This window comes from Mesorhizobium sp. P2_D5 (assembly GCF_056404355.1).
Genome location: NZ_JBFUEE010000006.1, coordinates 391,696 through 408,820 on the forward strand (window position 1 = coordinate 391,696; position 17,125 = coordinate 408,820).

General features: G+C 64.3%; 12 protein-coding genes. 5 read left to right on the forward strand and 7 right to left on the reverse strand.

The window, feature by feature from the left end; translation table 11 throughout:
- The first annotated feature begins 30 nt into the window (after nt 1-30).
- The 5 genes from AC1DYW_RS25845 to amaB all read left to right on the forward strand — a co-directional run bounded on the left by AC1DYW_RS25845 (nt 31) and on the right by amaB (nt 5,557).
- Nucleotides 31-915, forward strand: a complete 885-nt coding sequence (locus tag AC1DYW_RS25845) for a transglutaminase family protein (RefSeq protein ID WP_457153364.1) — start codon at nt 31-33, stop codon at nt 913-915.
- Nucleotides 916-1,014: 99 nt separating this feature from the next.
- On the forward strand, nt 1,015-2,106 hold the full coding sequence (locus tag AC1DYW_RS25850; RefSeq protein WP_477228067.1) for a DNA topoisomerase IB: 1,092 nt from the start codon (nt 1,015-1,017) through the stop codon (nt 2,104-2,106).
- A 106-nt stretch (nt 2,107-2,212) separates the two neighbouring features.
- Nucleotides 2,213-2,587: a YciI family protein gene (locus AC1DYW_RS25855; protein WP_095084477.1), complete on the forward strand. Its 375-nt coding sequence runs from the start codon at nt 2,213-2,215 to the stop codon at nt 2,585-2,587.
- Nucleotides 2,584-3,858 carry an RNA polymerase sigma factor gene (locus tag AC1DYW_RS25860; RefSeq protein ID WP_457154607.1) on the forward strand — a complete coding sequence of 425 codons (1,275 nt, stop codon included), beginning with the start codon at nt 2,584-2,586 and terminating at the stop codon, nt 3,856-3,858. The genes AC1DYW_RS25855 and AC1DYW_RS25860 overlap by 4 nt, the downstream gene beginning before the upstream one ends.
- A gap of 184 nt (nt 3,859-4,042) precedes the next feature.
- A complete protein-coding gene (amaB, locus tag AC1DYW_RS25865; RefSeq protein ID WP_477228068.1) occupies nt 4,043-5,557 on the forward strand; it encodes an L-piperidine-6-carboxylate dehydrogenase in 1,515 nt (504 codons plus the stop codon).
- Nucleotides 5,558-5,607: 50 nt separating this feature from the next.
- Here amaB and AC1DYW_RS25870 read toward each other — a convergent pair whose 3' ends face one another.
- The 7 genes from AC1DYW_RS25870 to AC1DYW_RS25900 all read right to left on the reverse strand — a co-directional run bounded on the left by AC1DYW_RS25870 (nt 5,608) and on the right by AC1DYW_RS25900 (nt 17,083).
- On the reverse strand, nt 5,608-6,474 hold the full coding sequence (locus AC1DYW_RS25870; RefSeq protein WP_477228069.1) for a hypothetical protein: 867 nt from the start codon (nt 6,472-6,474) through the stop codon (nt 5,608-5,610).
- 149 nt (nt 6,475-6,623) lie between these two features.
- A complete protein-coding gene (locus tag AC1DYW_RS25875; RefSeq protein WP_457155040.1) occupies nt 6,624-7,499 on the reverse strand; it encodes a hypothetical protein in 876 nt (291 codons plus the stop codon).
- Between the two features lie 181 nt (nt 7,500-7,680).
- Nucleotides 7,681-10,965, reverse strand: coding sequence for an efflux RND transporter permease subunit (locus tag AC1DYW_RS25880; RefSeq protein ID WP_477228070.1), 3,285 nt, complete (start codon nt 10,963-10,965; stop codon nt 7,681-7,683).
- On the reverse strand, nt 10,962-14,078 hold the full coding sequence (locus AC1DYW_RS25885) for an MdtB/MuxB family multidrug efflux RND transporter permease subunit (protein WP_477228071.1): 3,117 nt from the start codon (nt 14,076-14,078) through the stop codon (nt 10,962-10,964). The genes AC1DYW_RS25880 and AC1DYW_RS25885 overlap by 4 nt, the downstream gene beginning before the upstream one ends.
- Complete coding sequence (locus AC1DYW_RS25890) at nt 14,075-15,448, reverse strand: efflux RND transporter periplasmic adaptor subunit (protein ID WP_477228072.1); 1,374 nt, start codon at nt 15,446-15,448, stop codon at nt 14,075-14,077. Before AC1DYW_RS25890 ends, AC1DYW_RS25885 begins: the two co-directional genes overlap by 4 nt.
- Before the next feature lie 302 nt (nt 15,449-15,750).
- Entirely contained in the window at nt 15,751-16,170 is a 420-nt protein-coding gene (locus AC1DYW_RS25895; protein WP_095084469.1) for a hypothetical protein, read from the reverse strand.
- Between the two features lie 112 nt (nt 16,171-16,282).
- Nucleotides 16,283-17,083, reverse strand: a complete 801-nt coding sequence (locus AC1DYW_RS25900) for an endonuclease/exonuclease/phosphatase family protein (protein ID WP_477228073.1) — start codon at nt 17,081-17,083, stop codon at nt 16,283-16,285.
- Nucleotides 17,084-17,125: the final 42 nt, after the last annotated feature.

The window sequence follows — 17,125 nt, forward strand, 5'->3', positions numbered from 1 at the left end:
GACCCTGCGCCAAGACAAGAAAAGTAGCGCATGCTTTACGACATCCGGCTCCATCTCCATTACGACTATGCCGCGGCGGCGGGCGGCGGCCGCCACCAGATCCGCGTGCTGCCATCGACGATTTCCGGGGTGCAGCGCGTCATCGCCGCGTCATTGTCTTTTGCGCCGGCGCCCAACGAGCGTTCGGATTTTTTGGACTTCTTCGGCAACAACGTCACCTCGATCGCCTTTCGCGACGCGCATGATGCGCTCGACATAAGGATGAGCGCACGCGTATCGGTGTCGCGGCCCGAGCCCGGGCTCGACGTGTCGCCCGATATCGGCCGGCTCAGGCAGGAACTCGCCGCGGTGCGGTCGCTGGCGTCTGATGCACCGCATCATTTCCTGACGGGCAGCACCCATGCCGGCATCGATGGTGCGATCACCCTCTATGCGCAAGGCAGCGTCGGCGGCTCCGCCGCCGGCACGGCGATGGACCTGTGCAATCGCATCCATCGCGATTTCACCTATGACGGCGAGGCGACGACGGTGCGGACCCGGGCCAGCGACGCCTTCAGGCTGAAGCGTGGCGTCTGCCAGGACTTTTCGCACATCATGATCGCCGGCCTGCGCGGACTCGGTATTCCGGCCGGCTATGTCAGCGGCTTCCTGCGCACCATCCCGCCGAAGGGCAAGCCTCGGCTGGAAGGCGCCGATGCCATGCATGCCTGGGTCAAGGCCTGGTGCGGGCGCGACGCCGGCTGGCAGGAATTCGATCCGACCAACGGCATGCGGGCCAGCAACGACCACATCACCGTCGGCTACGGCCGCGACTATTCGGACGTGGCGCCGATCGTCGGCGTGCTGAAGACCACCGGCGGACAGGTCGGCGAACAGGCTGTCGACGTCATTCCGGTCGTGCTCGAAAAAGCCTGAAAGCAGGCTCGGCGCCAGCGCTGTCGCCGGCTTTTCGCACGACCTTTGGAACCAGCAATCGGCCCGCAGCTTATCTACGGATATTTGCGTGGAGCAGACATGCTGCAAAAATCCGGATTGTCGCACGGCCGGCCGGCTGACGAAGATGCTGTGCCGAAGAACGGGGCGCAAACCTCGGCCGATCATGCATCGCTTACCTATGTCAGCGATGCCGAGCCCGGCATAAGGCGGCTTAAGACAGGCAAGGGGTTTTCCTACAAGGGACCGAACGGGCGGCCAGTTCCCGACGTCACGCGGGCGCGCATCGAGGCTATCGTCATTCCGCCGGCCTGGACGGATGTGTGGATTTCGCCGGACGACGACGGTCATATCCAGGCGACCGGCAGGGACCAGCGCGGACGCAAGCAGTACCGCTACCATCCGCAATGGGCCGAAGAACGCGACGGCGCCAAATATTCGAGCCTTGTCGCCTTTGCCGAAAGCCTGCCGGTCCTGCGGCGCCGGATCGACGGCGATCTGCGCCGTCGCGGCCTGCCGCTCGAGCGTGTCGTCGCCGCCGTCGTCTGGCTGCTCGACAACACTATGATCCGCGTCGGCAACGCCGCCTACGCCCGCGACAACAAGAGTTTCGGGCTGACCACATTGCGCGACCGCCACGTCGACATCGTCGGTTCAAGCCTGCGCTTCGCCTTCAAGGGAAAGTCCGGCAAGGAGTGGAAGCTCAAGCTGGTCGATCGCCGCATCGCCGGGATCGTGCGCGGCGCACAGGACCTGCCCGGCCAAAAACTGTTCCAGTATCTCGATGAAGACGGCAACAGGCGGCCGGTCCGTTCAGAGGACGTCAACTGCTATATCAGGGAGGCCGTTGGCGATGCGTTCAGCTCCAAGCACTTCCGCACCTGGGGCGGCACCATCCACGCCGCGTCACTGTTTGCGCAGACGGAATTACCGGAAACCCAGGCGCAGCAAAAGCGGGTGATGAACAGCGTCATCGACAAGGTCGCCGAGCGGCTGGGCAATACGCGCGCCGTCTGCCGCAAATGCTATATCCATCCGCAGGTGTTCGAGGCCTGGTCGCAAGGACGATTGCTCGACGAAATGGCGCAAGCCAACAAGCATAAGCGCTCGATAGACGGCCTCGATGGCGAGGAAGCTCTCGTGCTGAGATGGCTGAAGGTGCGCGAAAGCTAACCGGCGGCAATGCGGTTACCAAATGCGCGGCACCCAGATTTTTTTATCGACGTCGTGTCGGGATCGGTCCTAGTGTTTCGTCCTTTGACAGAGAAAAGGACCAACCATGCTCTACGCAATCCTCTGCTATGCCTCCGAAGACGTCGTCAGCTCGTGGAGCAAGGCGCAGGACGATGAAGTCATAGGCAAGCTTCTCAACGTTCAGGAAAAGTACGTCCAGGCCGGACGACTTGGCCCGGTGGCGCGGCTGTTGCCGACCACGGCGGCAACGACACTGAGAAAGGTCAAGGGCGAAGCCGTCGTCATCGACGGGCCTTTCGCGGAGACCAAGGAGCAATTCCTCGGCTTCTACACGCTCGAATGCGCGGATCTCGACGAGGCTGTAGAGTTCGCCCGTGAACTGTCCGACGTCAACCCGAGTGGCGGCTCCTACGAGATCCGGCCGGTTCAGATGTTTCACACCAACAAGATTCCCGCATGACCGAACTCGCCTGGATAAGCTCGACAATCAACACCGCCCGTCCGCAGGCGATGGGCGCGCTGCTGCGTTATTTCCGCGATCTCGATACGGCGGAGGAAGCTTTCCAGGATGCGTGTCTCAGAGCCCTGAAGAATTGGCCGCAGAACGGGCCGCCGCGTGATCCGGCGGCCTGGCTGATCTTTGTCGGCCGCAACAGCGGCATCGATGCCGTGCGCAAGCGTGCCAAGCAGGCGCCGATGCCGGAGGAAGACCAGATCTCCGACCTGGAAGATGCCGAGAGCGACATGGCCGAGCGGCTGGACGGCGCGCATTACCGCGACGACATCTTGCGGCTGCTGTTCATTTGCTGTCATCCCGATCTGTCACCGACGCAGCAGATCGCGGTGGCGCTGCGCATCGTCTCGGGCATCACCGTCAAGCAGATCGCGCGCGCCTTCCTGGTCGGCGAGAGCGCCATGGAGCAGCGCATCACCCGCGCCAAGGCGCGCATTGCGGACGCCGGCGTGCCGTTCGAAACGCCGGGCGCGGTCGAGCGCTCGGAACGGCTCGCCGCTGTCGCCGCCATGGTCTACCTGATCTTCAACGAGGGCTACTCGACCAACAGCGGCGAGGCGCCGGCGCGCGCACCGCTGTGCGAGGAGGCGATCCGGCTGGCGCGGCTTTTGCTCAGGCTGTTCCAGACCGAGCCGGAGATCATGGGGCTGACGGCGCTGTTGCTGCTGCAGCATGCGCGCGCGCCGGCCCGTTTCGATGAAGACGGCGAGATCGTGCTGCTCGAGGATCAGGATCGCAGGCTGTGGAGCCGCAAGATGATCGACGAGGGGCTGGCGCTGGTCGACAAGGCGCTGCGCCATCGCCAACCCGGCCCCTACCAGGTGCAAGCGGCTATTGCCGCGCTGCATGCGCGAGCCGACAAGGCCGAGGACACCGACTGGGTGGAGATCGACCTGCTCTACGGCCTGCTCGAACAGATGCAGCCGTCGCCGGTAATCACGCTCAACCGCGCGGTCGCGGTCTCAAAGGTGCGCGGACCGGCAGAAGCGCTTGCCATGATCGAACCGCTCGAACAGAGGCTTTCCGGCTATTTCCACTTCTTCGGCCTCAAGGGTGGCCTATTGATGCAGCTCGACCGGGGCGAAGAGGCGCGTGTCGCCTTCGACCGCGCCATCGCGCTCGCCAACACGGCCGCGGAAGCCGCCCATATCCGCATGCATATCGACCGGCTGATGAAAGACGGTGCCGTACGGGGACCTGCCCGCACGGCGAAATGACTGACTTTTGATCTGGTTCAACGGTCTGCTCTCGGCTTGGACCATGCCGGGGTGGCGATTTTCCCCTGGAACGAGTAATGCCACGCCATGACAGTGCCTGAGGTGCCTTTTCGGCACGCAGGCGACATGGCGCAAGGCTTGATCCGGCGCCATATGATGGCGACGGGATATGAAAGGGAAAAAAATGACCATAGCGAAGGAAACGGCCGAGCTGCTGGCGAAACTGGGTGTGGCCAATGACGCGCTTGTCGGCGGCGACCTGATCGTGCGCAGCCCGGTGACGGGTGAGCAGATCGCGGCGCTGAAGACGATCTCGCCGGCCGACGCGGCCAAGACCATCGATGCCGCGCACAAGGCGTTCCAGGCGTGGCGGATGGTGCCGGGCCCACGGCGCGGCGAGCTGGTGCGGCTGCTCGGCGAGGAGCTGCGCACGCACAAGGCCGAGCTTGGCCGGCTGGTCTCGATCGAGGTCGGAAAGATCCCGTCCGAGGGACTTGGCGAAGTGCAGGAGATGATCGACATCTGCGATTTCGCCGTCGGTCTGTCCCGGCAGTTGTACGGCCTGACCATCGCCACCGAGCGCCCGGGCCATCGCATGATGGAAACCTGGCATCCACTCGGCGTCGTCGGCGTCATTTCCGCCTTCAACTTTCCGGTCGCGGTGTGGTCGTGGAACGCAGCCCTGGCGCTGGTCTGCGGCGACGCGGTGGTGTGGAAGCCGTCGGAGAAGACACCGCTAACGGCGCTCGCCTGCGAAGCGATTTTTGCCCGCGCGGTAAAGCGTTTCGGCACCGACGCGCCGCAGGGCCTGGCGCCGGTGCTGATCGGTGACCGCGCCGTCGGCGAGATCCTGGTCGATCATCCCAAGGTGCCGCTGGTATCGGCCACCGGCTCGACGCGCATGGGCCGCGACGTTGGCCCGCGGCTGGCCAAGCGCTTTGCCCGCGCGGTGCTCGAACTCGGCGGCAACAATGCCGGCATCGTCTGCCCGACCGCCGATCTCGACATGGCGCTGCGCGCGATTGCCTTCGGCGCGATGGGCACGGCGGGACAGCGCTGCACGACGCTGCGGCGCCTGTTCGTGCATGACAGCGTCTATGACGCTCTGGTTCCACGTCTCAAGAAGGCCTACGAAAGCGTCTCGGTTGGCAATCCGCTGGAGACCCCTTCACTGGTCGGGCCGCTGATCGACAAGGCTGCTTTCGACGCCATGCAGAAGGCGCTGAAGGAGGCAGGTTCACATGGCGGCAAGGTGACCGGCGGCACGCGGGTCGAGAACGGCCATCCGGATGCCTATTATGTGCATCCGGCGTTGGTGGAAATGCCGAAACAGGTTTCGCCGGTGACGGAAGAAACCTTCGCGCCGATCCTCTATGTGATGAAATATTCTGATTTCGACGCCGTGCTCGACGAGCACAACGCGGTTGGCGCCGGCCTGTCGTCGTCGATCTTCACCCGCGACCTGCAGGAATCCGAGCGCTTCCTCGGCGTCGACGGATCGGACTGCGGCATCGCCAACGTCAATATTGGCACGTCGGGTGCAGAGATCGGCGGCGCCTTCGGTGGCGAGAAGGAAACCGGCGGCGGCCGTGAGAGCGGCTCCGATGCGTGGAAGGCCTATATGCGCCGCGCCACCAACACGGTGAACTATTCCAAGGCGTTGCCGCTGGCCCAGGGCGTGTCGTTCGACATCGATTGAGGACTCCGGGGCTCCATGCATCCCCGCACGGGGTATGCATGGAGCCCCGATCATCTGCCTGCCGGCGAGCCGAAGGCCTCGACGAAGGCGGCATCGATGATGGCCAGCTTCACGGCCTGGGCGGTCATGTATTCGCGGTAGAAATCGGCCGACACCCACATCACCGAATTGCCGCGTTGGCCGAGCCAGCCGACGCTGCCGAGGTCCTCGGCATCACGCAGCTTGCGCCCCAGATGGGTTCGCGACAGTTTGAGCCATTTGGCGAAATCGCCGATCGAGACGATGCCGGTCGGGATTTGATCGAGGCCGGCATGATCGGGATCGACGCTCGATATCAGCCAGTCCATGACGACGCCGCCATTGTTGAGCCAGGTGAACAGGGAAAAGGTCTGCCTGGGCTCGCGGACGGGGTTGGAGGAGACCAGGCCGTCGGCCACCAGCGGCTGCACCCTGGCGAGCGCGTCGGGCCGTTCGAGGAACGCCGCCAGACGGTTCGCGCCGTCGAGGCTGTCCAGCGTGTGCAGATGCGCCATCATCCAGCCGGCGACCGTCTCCAGCGTGTTTGCTGTGGGTTGTATCGGGCGGATGCGCCCGTCATGCGCCGTCGGCAGAAGCTCGACGAAATTGTAATGCAGCATCTCTTTGATGAAGGCGTCAGCGGTGTTGCGGCTGGCGACGGCGTTCTGGCGGATCACGTCGATGAAACGTGCCGCCGTCAGTTGCTTGCGGTAGTCATCGGGCTTCCGCCTGAAATGCAGGGCGAGGCCGATATGCGCCATCAGCCAACGCTGCTGGGTGGCGAACACAGACGAGAGCCGAGGGCTCATTCCGTAGGCCTGGATCAGCGCCTGCGCCTGGGCACGGACACAGCGATACAATGCCGGGTGGCCCGCAATAAGCTCCGAGGTCAGCGCCATTCTCCCCCTGCTCCGATTCGGCCTGACGGCTGCGAAGACCCAACCACATTTTCAGCCTTCCGCTTCTGTGTCCAGAAGCAGTCCGCCGGTGCCGGTTCACAGCATCGTGGGTTGGTGCATGACCTACGATTTCCCGGGGCAGCCCGATGTCACGGCGATTGTCGGCGGCCCTCGCTTGCCGGAAAACAGGCGTTGAAAGCGGCATCCACAATGGCCAGCTTGGCGGCCTGGACGGTCATGTACTCCTGGAAGAACGTCTTCGATACCCACATCACCGAATGGCCGCGCAGGCCAAGCCAGCCGATGCTACCGAGATTCTCGGCCGCGCTGAGCTTGCGGGAAAGATGGGTGCGCGAGAGCTTGAGCCATCTGGCGAACTCGCCGATCGAAACCACGCTGGTCGGAATGCGGTCCAGGCCGGCATGATCGGGATCGATGCCGGACATCAGCCAGTCCATGACGATACCGCCATTGTTGAGCCAGATGAACAGGGAAAAGGTCTGGTTGGGTTCGCGCACCGGCTTGGAGGAAAGCAGGCCGTCCGCCACAAGAGGCTGCAGCCTGGCAACCGTCTCGGGCCGCTGCAGGAACCTCGTCAGGCGATCGCCGCCGTCGAGCTGATCCAGCGTCTGCAGATGGGCGAGGACCCAGCCGGTAAACGTTTGCACGGTGGCCGCCGTCGGCTGCAGGGGGTGCGTGCGCCCGTCGCCGCCCGACACATATTCGGCGATGTTGTAGTGCAGCATCTCCTTGATGAAAGCGTCAGCGGTGTTGCGGCTGGCCACCGCGTGCTGGTGCACGACCTCGATGAAACGCGACACCGTCAATTCCTTGCTGCGATCGTGCGGGTCACGCCTGAAATGCATGGCAAGTCCGACATGGCCCATCAGCCAACGCTGCTGCGTGGCGAAAATGGAAGCCAGCCGTGGGCTCTCTTCATAGATGTGGATCAGCGCCAGCGACTGTGCCTGAACATGGCGATGCAGGGCTGGATGGGCGGCAATGTCTTCCAGATTCAGCGCCATCCTCCTTGTGTTCCGAGCGAGCCACTGCAACCCAGACGACGTAACCACATTTTCAGCGTTCGCCGCTTGTGTCCAGACGTTCCATCCCGGTCCACAGGCATGGAGAGCAGGCCGAGGCGGGCCAGGGTACAGGCCGTTGATCGCAGTGAGGAGCTTGGGACTCTCTGCGGCGGCCGGTTTCTCATTCTCCCGGCTGTGCACCGGGCTGCCAGGGGCGCCACTTTGGCGACCGCAGCCTCTGGCACCAGCGGCCGAAGCGGTCGACATAGATGTAGATGACCGGCGTCGTGTAGAGGGTCAGGATCTGGCTCAGCACCAGGCCGCCGACGATGGCTATGCCGAGCGGCTGGCGCAGTTCGCTGCCTTCGCCAAGGCCGATGGCCAGCGGCACGGCGCCGAACAGTGCCGCCATGGTCGTCATCATGATCGGGCGAAAGCGCAGCAGGCACGCCTGGTAGATGGCATCATGCGCCGACTTGTTCTCGTTGCGCTCGGCGGCCAGCGCGAAGTCGATCATCATGATCGCATTCTTCTTGACGATGCCGATCAGGAGGATGACGCCGATCAGCGCCATGATGCTGAATTCGATGTCGAAGGCCGACAGGGCCAGCAGCGCGCCGACGCCGGCCGAAGGCAGCGTGGAGAGAATGGTCAGCGGGTGGACGTAGCTCTCGTAGAGGATGCCGAGCACGACATAGACGGCGATGAGCGCAGCAAGGATGAGCAGCGGCTGGTCGGAGAGCGAATCCTGGAACACCCGGGCCGTGCCCTGGAAACTGCCGTGGATGGTGGCCGGCATGCCGATGCGGTCCGCCGCCGCGTTGATGGCCGCGACCCCGTCGCTGAGCGCGACGCCCGGCGCAAGATTGAACGACAGCGTGGTGGCGACGAACAGGCCCTGGTGGTTGACCGAAAGCGGCGTGCTGCCGGGGCCATAGCTCGCGACCGACGACAACGGCACCATCGTCTCGGCACCGGTGCTGACGGCCGATCCGGTCGATGCGGCAGTCTTGCCGGTGCTGGTGATGGAATTGGTCGCCTGGTTGCGCGCGGCATCCGTCGCTGCCGCCGCGGCGCTGCCGGACTGTCCCGGCGCGACGAATGTACCGGCAACCGCATTGCTCGCCTGCGAACCATGCACTGATCCGCCCGACGTGCTGACATAGACCTGTTTCAGCGCTTCGGGGTTCTGCCAGTATTGCGGCGCCACCTCCATGATGACGTGGTACTGGTTGCGCGCCACATAGATGGTGGAAACCTGGCGCTGGCCGAAGGCATCATAGAGCGTGTTGTCGATCTGGCCGACGGTGATGCCGAGGCGCGTCGCGGTGTCGCGATCGATGACGATATCCGCCTCCAGGCCCTTGTTCTGCTGGTCGCTGTTGACGTCGGTCAGCTTCGGCTCGGTCTGCAGTGCCGCCGCGAGTTTCGGCGCCCATTGCGCGAGGTCGTCGAAACTGTCGCCTTGCAGCGTGTACTGGTACTGCGCGTTAGACTGACGCCCGCCGACGCGGATATCCTGTACCGCCTGCAGGAAGAGGGTGGCGCCCGGCACCACCGCAAGTTCGCGCCGCAGCCGGGCGATCACCTGGTCGGCGGAAACCTTGCGTTCGGCCAGCGGCTTCAGCGACACGAACATCGAGCCGGAATTGGTCTGGCCGCCGCCGGTGAAGCCGACAGCGGCATCGACGGCAGGGTCCTTGCTGACGATGCCGGCGAACTGGCTGAGTTTTTGCGACATCAGCTGGAAGGAGGTTGCCTGGTCGGCCTGGATCGAGCCGACAAGCCGGCCGGTATCCTGCTGCGGAAAGAAGCCCTTGGGGATGGTGATGTAGAGATAAGCATTGAGGCAAAGCGTCGCCGCGAGCACAGCCATGATCAGCAGCGGATGGTCCAGCGCCCAGGAGAGCGACCGGCGGTAGCCGCTCAGCATGGCGTCGAAGACGCGCTCGCTGAAGCGGTAGAGACGGCCATGGCTGCGACCCTTTTCGCCGCGCAGCAGGATCGAGCACATCATCGGGGTGGTGGTCAGCGAAATCGCCAGCGAGACCAGGATTGCGGCCGACAGCGTGATTGCGAACTCGCGAAACAGCCGGCCGATGATGCCGCCCATCAGCAGGATGGGAATGAAGACGGCAATCATTGAAAGGCTCATCGACAGCACGGTGAAGCCGACTTCCTGCGCCCCCTTGATCGCCGCCTCTATGCGGCCCATGCCCGAAGCGACGTGGCGGGAAATGTTCTCGAGCACGACAATGGCATCATCGACGACGAAGCCGGTGGCCACCGTCAGCGCCATCAGCGACAGATTGTCGATGCTGAAGCCGAGTAGGTACATGACGCCCAGCGTGCCGACCAGCGACACCGGCACCGCCACGATCGGCACCAGTGCCGAACGCAGGTCGCGCAGGAAGGCGAAGACGACCAGGATCACCAGGCCGATGGCGATCATCAGCGTCTGCGCGACTTCCCGCAGCGAAGCGCGGATGGTGGTCGAGCGGTCGACCGCCAGCGACAGATCGATGGCCGGCGAGATCGAGGCGCGCAGCGACGGCATAAGCGCCTTTACGCGGTCGACCGTGGCGATGATGTTAGCATTGGGCGAGCGGTTGAGGATGATCAACACCCCCGGCTTGCCGTTGGCAAGACCGGCATTGCGGATGTTCTCGACGGAATCGTTGACCTGGCCGACGTCTGAAAGCCGCACCGGGGCGCCGTTGCGATAGGCCACCACCAGCGAGCGATAGGCGTCCGCATGGTTGGCCTGGTCGTTGGCGTAGATCTGATAGCGCTGCGGGCCGACGTCGATGGCACCCTTGGGGCTGTGGGCGTTGGCCGAGGCGAGGGCCGCGCGCACATCCTCCAGCCCGATGCCGTAATCATAGAGCGCCTGCGGATTGAGCTCGACGCGCACCGCCGGCAGCGAACTGCCGCCCACCGACACCTCGCCAACACCGTCGACCTGCGAGAGTTTCTGCGCCAGCACGGTGCTGGCGGCATCGTAGAGCTGCCCCTTGGACAAAGTGTCGGAGGTGAGCGTGAGAATGAGGATCGGTGCGTCGGCCGGATTGACCTTGCGATAGGTGGGGTTGGAATGCAGGCTGGACGGCAGGTCGGCGCGCGCCGCGTTGATCGCCGCCTGGACATCGCGCGCGGCGCCGTCGATGTCGCGGTCGAGGCCGAACTGCAAGGTGACGCGCGCGCTGCCGACGCTGCTCGACGACGTCATTTCGTTGACATCGGCGATCTCGCCGAGATGCCGTTCGAGCGGGCTGGCGACCGTGTTTGCCACGACCTGCGGGCTGGCGCCCGGCAGCGATGCCTGCACCGAGATCACGGGGTAGTCGACCTCGGGCAGCGGCGCCACCGGCAATTGCGGAAACGCCACCAGTCCTGCCGCCAGCAGGCCGAAGGTCAGCAAGGTCGTTGCAACCGGGCGCCGGATGAAGGGAACCGACAGGTTCATGGCGCGGCGTCCGCATCATAGGCGCGCGGAAGGTCGGGCTGGACGCCCCGCAGCCGGGCGGCAAGGCGATCGAACCAGAGATAGATGACCGGCGTCGTGAACAGCGTCAGCAACTGGCTGACGAGCAGGCCGCCGACGATGGTGACGCCCAGCGGATGACGCAGTTCCGAGCCGACGCCGGTGCCGAGCATCAGCGGCAGCGCGCCAAGCATCGCCGCCAGCGTCGTCATCAGGATCGGGCGGAAACGCAGCAGGCAGGCCTGGTAGATGGCTTCGCGGGGCGCCTTGCCTTCGTTGCGCTGTGCGTCGAGCGCGAAGTCGATCATCATGATGGCGTTCTTCTTGACGACGCCGATCAAGAGGATGATGCCGATGATCGAGATGATGGTCAGGTCCTCGCCGGCGATCATCAACGCCAGCAGCGCGCCGATGCCGGCCGAAGGCAGTGTCGACAAGATGGTGATCGGGTGGATGAAGCTCTCATAGAGCACGCCGAGCACGATGTAGACGGTGATCACCGCCGCCAGGATCAGGAACAACGTGTTGTCGAGCGAAGCCTGGAATGCGCGCGCCGCTCCCTGGAAATTGGTGATGACGCTGAGTGGCATGCCGATGTCGCTTTGCGCCTGCTGGATCGCGGTGACCGCTTCGCCAAGCGACACGCCGGGTGCCAGGTTGAACGACACTGTGGTGGCGGGGAATTGCCCCATATGGGAGATTTGCAGCGGTGCGGTGGCGACGTGAGTGCTGGCGACCACGGCCAGCGGCACCGGACTGCCGCCGCTCGATGACGGCAGGTAGACGGAGGACAGCGCGTTGAGCGAATCCTGCAAAGAGGGATCTGCTTCGAGAATGACCCGGTACTGGCTGGATGTGGTGAAGATGGTCGAGACGATGCGCTGGCCGAAGGCGTCGTAGAGCGCGTTGTCGATCGTCGCCGGCGTGATGCCGAAGCGCGCCGCCTGGTCGCGGTCGATGTCGACGAAGACGGCGAGCCCGGCATCCGACAGGTCGCTGGCGACGTCGGCGATCTCAGGCAGCGTGTTCAACCTGGCCAGCAGCTTCGGCGTCCATAGCGTCAGCTCGTCTGGATTGGCGTCCTGCAGCACGAATTGATACTGCGTACGGCTGACCGTGCCGTCGATGGTCAGGTCCTGCACCGGCTGCATGTAGAGGGTGACGCCGGCCGTGGCGGCGGTCGCCTGCTTCAGCCTTGCTATGACTTGCGTGATGTCGGCGGTGCGCTTTTCATGCGGCTTGAGGTTGATCAGGATGCGGCCGACATTGAGCGTGGTGTTGGTGCCGTCGACGCCGATGAAGGATGACAGGCTGTCGACATCGGGGTCTTTCAGGATGATCGCCGCCAGTTCTTGCTGCCGCTCGGCCATCGAGGCATAGGACACCGATTGCGGCGCCTCGGTGATGGCCTGGATGACGCCGGTATCCTGCACCGGGAAGAAACCCTTTGGGATGACCACGTAGAGTGCTGCCGTCAACACCAGCGTGGCCGCCGCCACCAGAAGCATCAGCGTTTGCCGGTCGAGCACCCAGGTCAGCGCGCGGCCGTAACCCCTGATCACCCAGTCGAAGAAGTCGCGGCTGGCGCGCTGCAGGGCGTTCTCGCGCACCGCCGACAACGGCTTGAGCAGCTTGGCGCAGGCCATCGGCACCAGCGTCAGCGACACCACGGCGGAAATCAGGATGGTGGTGGCGAGCGTGATGGAAAATTCGCGGAACAGCCTGCCGACGACATCGCCCATGAACAGCAGCGGGATCAGCACGGCGATCAGCGAGACGGTCAGCGATATGATGGTGAAGCCGATCTGCTGCGACCCCTTCAGCGCCGCCTGCAGCGGCGTCGCACCCTCCTCGCCATAGCGCGCGATGTTTTCGATGACGACAATGGCGTCGTCGACGACGAAGCCGGTGGCAATGGTCAGCGCCATCAGCGAGAGATTGTCGAGGCTGAAGCCGAACAGGTACATCACCCCCAGCGTGCCGACCAGCGACAGCGGAACCGAGAGGCTCGGGATGAGCGTCGCACGGGCGCTGCGCAGGAAGACGAAAATGACCAGCACGACGAGGATGACGGCGAGCGTGAGTTCGTATTCGACGTCGCGCACGGACGCGCGGATGGTGGTGGTACGGTCGGTCAGCACCTTGACGTCGACAGTGCTTGGCAGCGAGGCCTGCAATTGCGGCAGCAGCGCCTTGATGCGGTCGACCACCTCGATGACGTTGGCGCCGGGCTGGCGCTGGATGTTGACGATAATGGCCGGCGTGCTGTTCATCCAGGCCGCCAGCCTGTTGTTCTCGGTGGCGTCGACCACCGTTGCCACATCGCTCAGCCGCACCGGGGCGCCGTCCTTGTAGGCGACGATCAGCGAGCGGTATTCCTCGGCGCTTTTCAGCTGGTCGTTGGCGTTGATGGTGTAGGCCCGCGACGGCCCGTCGAAATTGCCTTTCGGCGTGTTGACGTTGGCGCTGCCCAGCGTGGTGCGCAGATCGTCGAGATTGAGGCCATAGGCGGCGAGCTTGCGCGGATCGGCCTGGACGCGCACGGCCGGGCGCTGGCCGCCGCTGAGGCTGACCAAGCCGACGCCCGCCAGTTGCGAGATCTTCTGCGCCAGCCTTGTGTCGGCAAGCTGCTGCACATCGCGCAGCGGCATCGTGTCCGATGTCAGGCCGAGCGTCAGCACCGGCGCATCGGCCGGATTGACCTTGGCGTAGATCGGCGGCGCCGGCAGATCGGCCGGCAGCAGATTGCCGGCGGCGTTGATGGCCGCCTGCACCTCCTGCTCGGCGACATCGAGCGAGATCGCCAGGCTGAACTGCAGCGTGATGACCGAGGAGCCGGCCGAACTGACCGAATTCATCTGGTTCAGGTTGGCAATCTGCCCGAGCTGGACCTCCAGTGGGGCGGTGACCGAGGATGTCATGACGTCCGGGCTTGCTCCCGGATAGAAGGTCTGCACCTGGATGGTCGGATAGTCGACCTCGGGCAGCGCCGAGACCGGCAAATAGCGGTAAGCCAGCAGGCCTGACAGCATGATGGCGACCATGAACAGCGATGTCGCCACCGGCCGCAGAATGAAGGCTCGCGACGGGCTCATTGCTGCTGCCCGGACTCCGCATGGCGATGCTTGCGGCCCTGGCCCTTGTGCCTGCCGGTGTCGTCCGGCTTCAGCGTCGCGGACACCGGCTGATCGGGTGGCTGCGCCTGCGGTTGAGGCGCTGTCCCTGCCGGTGCAGGCGCCGAGGCCTGCGGGGCTGTCTGTGCCGGAGCCTGTGTCTGGCCGTCCTGTTGCAGGTTGATATGGGCTCCGTCGCGAAGCTTGTCGGCGCCGTCGACGACGATGCGGTCGCCGGGGGTCAGGCCCGCCAGGATCTCGACGTGCTCGCCATTGGTGACGCCAAGCGTGACCTTGCGCACCGAGACGGTGCTGTCGGGATTGACCAGATAGACGAAGGTGCCGGGCTGGCCGCGCTGAATCGAGGCGATCGGGGCGATCGCCACGTCCTTGTGCTCGTCCACCAGCAGCTCGATGTTGACGAACTGGTTCGGATAGAGAATGCGCGTTTCGTTGGCAAAACCCGCCCTCAGCTTGATGGTGCCGGTGCTCGGGTCGATCTGGCTGTCGAAGGTTTCAAGCTGGCCGTCGGCGAGCTTCTTGTTGCCGGCGCGGTCGAAGGCGGTGGTGGGCAGCTTGGCGCCCTGCTGCAGGCGCTGTGCGATCTCCGGCAAGTCGTCCTCGGGCACGGTGAAGAGGACACTGATCGGCTGCAGCCTTGTGATGACGACAATGCCGTTGGCATCGCCCGGCGTCACGTAGTTGCCCTCATCCACCTGGCGAAGGCCGGCGCGGCCGTCGACCGGCGCCAGGATGCGGCAATTGTCGAGATTGAGGGTCGCGGTCTGAACCAAGGCCTGGTCGACCTGGATGGAGCCGGCGTCCTGCGCAACCAGGGCGACCTGCGCGTCGAGCGTCTGATGCGTCGCCGCGCCTTGGGTCACCAATGTCTGGTCGCGTGCAAGGTCGAGCTGGGCGTCCTTCAGCATCGCTTGGTCGCGCGCCAGCTGGCCCTGGGCCTGGGCGAGTGCTGCCTGGTAGGGACGGGGATCGACCTCAGCCAACAGATCGCCCTTGGCGACGTCCTGACCCTCCTTGAAGTTCACCTGGACAAGCGGGCCGATGACCTGCGGCTTGACCGTGACGGTGGAGAGCGAGGTCACCGTGCCAAGCGCGTTGAGGGTGACGTCTATCTTGCCCTTCTCGATGGTGGCGGCGCCGATCGACATCGGTTGCGCGTTTCTTCTACCACCGGGCTGCCTGGCCTCGACATGCGGGCGTTGGTAGAGATAGGTGCCGGTGGCGGCGACAATTGCAATAAAGATCAGCCACGGGATCCAGCCACGCGAACGGCGTTGCGCGACATTCGTTTGCAGGGGCGTCTGCAGGGGTATTTCCAACTGCTGGTCCATGGCGGCATCTCTCACCCCCATCAACCAATATGGCCGAAACCGACCCAAGTCGAATTAACAGTTGGACAGGTTTGACCGGCCATGCCGGCCGGTCTTTCGCCTCGGTTTCTGCTGTTTCCGCGGTCGTGTCCTGACGGCCGGCGCGCCGGATACATGCGCATCAGCGGGCCGCCGTCGAAGGCGAGTTCGATGCCGTCGCACATCACCGACCTCGATGGCAGCCTTATTTCGTCAACTGATCATCGGTTGACGAGGCAAAAAGAAACCGGCCTGCTTGTGCCGACCGGTTGTTCCGGGCGAGATCAACCGCAGACGCGGACTTCCTCGATCACCCTGTGGTGGTGGCGCCAGGTCCTGACCAGTTCGATATGACAGCGGTGATGCCGGTGGTAGCGGCGATATTCGCCGCCCTGGTAATCACCGAACTGTACGCTGTCGTCACCATACTGGTTATCGTAATCGCGCCGGTGGTGGCGGCGATACTCACCACCTTGATAGTCGCCAAACTGCGCGCCGTCGTTCTGATCGTCACCATATTGGTTGTCATCGTAATGACGGTCATGATGGCGGCGGATGATGATCTGGCCACCGTTGTCGGGCTGATCGTCCGATGAGTACTGGTTGTCGTCGGACTGGATAATCAAGCTTGCGGCTTGCGTTGGCGCAATGACGGCGGCCGTTGCGGCCAATGCCATCACCGAAGCCAGGAATAGGTTTTTCATATCTTGTCCTCCTAGGTTCAATCTTATGAACTCGCGGGAAGACTTAGCGTTCCAACATCGCTTTTCATAGCCGTGGACGCCAGGTTGGGCGTCATCGGCGGGACAATTTGCCTTACAGGCGCACAAATGCCGTCAGCGGCAGGTGGTCGGACGCCACCCGCGAAAGCGGCGTGTCATGCGCCTCCACGGCCGAGATCATGCCGTGCCGGTTGGCCATGATGCGGTCGAGCGCCAGCAGCGGCAGGTTCGACGGGAAGGTGGGCACTGCCGGCGGCAGCGGGCCAAAGGTGACATGCAGCGTATTCAGCGCGGAGCGGTTGCCGAGCCGCCATTCGTTGAGATCGCCGAGCAGGAGCGTCGGCGTGGCATCGGGGCTGTTCATGATATCCAGCACGACACGGGCCTGCTGCGAGCGGGACCGGCGCAGCAAACCGAGATGGGCGGCGATGACGCGCAGGGTCCGGTTTCCGTCAAGATCGATCTCCGCCACCACGGCGCCGCGTGGCTCCAGCCCCGGCAGCCTGATCTGATGCACGTCGCGGACGACGCCCTTCTTGAACAGCAGGACATTGCCATGCCAGCCATGCCCCTTGCCATTGGCCGCAATCGGCACCGGCACCAGGCCGGTTTCATGTTCCAGGCGAGACAGGTCGAGAAGCCCGTCACGGTCGCCGAAGCGGTTGTCGGCTTCCTGCAGCGCAATCACGTCAGGATCGATTTCGCGGATGACGCGGCTGGTCCGCTCGGGATCGAACTTCCTGTCGAGGCCGATGCATTTGTGGACGTTGTAGGAGGCAACCAGCGTTCCGGTTGTGCCTGTCCGCTTGGGCGCACCGGCGTTTGCCTTCCGCATCCTGCGGTCGCGAATGGATAGAAGCATGCTTGCCGGAAGGCTGCGTCCAGTTCTTTGCATATCCGTGCTGCTCGTCCTCGCTGGCTTCAATTCGGAACCGGG

Excerpts from the sequence above, each read along its gene's own strand:
- AC1DYW_RS25845 (WP_457153364.1), top strand. The coding sequence starts at position 31 with ATGCTTTACGACATCCGGCTCCATCTCCATTACGACTATGCCGCGGCG.
- AC1DYW_RS25850 (WP_477228067.1), top strand. The coding sequence starts at position 1,015 with ATGCTGCAAAAATCCGGATTGTCGCACGGCCGGCCGGCTGACGAAGAT.
- AC1DYW_RS25855 (WP_095084477.1), top strand. The coding sequence starts at position 2,213 with ATGCTCTACGCAATCCTCTGCTATGCCTCCGAAGACGTCGTCAGCTCG.
- AC1DYW_RS25860 (WP_457154607.1), top strand. The coding sequence starts at position 2,584 with ATGACCGAACTCGCCTGGATAAGCTCGACAATCAACACCGCCCGTCCG.
- amaB (WP_477228068.1), top strand. The coding sequence starts at position 4,043 with ATGACCATAGCGAAGGAAACGGCCGAGCTGCTGGCGAAACTGGGTGTG.
- AC1DYW_RS25870 (WP_477228069.1), bottom strand. The coding sequence starts at position 6,474 with ATGGCGCTGACCTCGGAGCTTATTGCGGGCCACCCGGCATTGTATCGC.
- AC1DYW_RS25875 (WP_457155040.1), bottom strand. The coding sequence starts at position 7,499 with ATGGCGCTGAATCTGGAAGACATTGCCGCCCATCCAGCCCTGCATCGC.
- AC1DYW_RS25880 (WP_477228070.1), bottom strand. The coding sequence starts at position 10,965 with ATGAACCTGTCGGTTCCCTTCATCCGGCGCCCGGTTGCAACGACCTTG.
- AC1DYW_RS25885 (WP_477228071.1), bottom strand. The coding sequence starts at position 14,078 with ATGAGCCCGTCGCGAGCCTTCATTCTGCGGCCGGTGGCGACATCGCTG.
- AC1DYW_RS25890 (WP_477228072.1), bottom strand. The coding sequence starts at position 15,448 with ATGGACCAGCAGTTGGAAATACCCCTGCAGACGCCCCTGCAAACGAAT.
- AC1DYW_RS25895 (WP_095084469.1), bottom strand. The coding sequence starts at position 16,170 with ATGAAAAACCTATTCCTGGCTTCGGTGATGGCATTGGCCGCAACGGCC.
- AC1DYW_RS25900 (WP_477228073.1), bottom strand. The coding sequence starts at position 17,083 with ATGCAAAGAACTGGACGCAGCCTTCCGGCAAGCATGCTTCTATCCATT.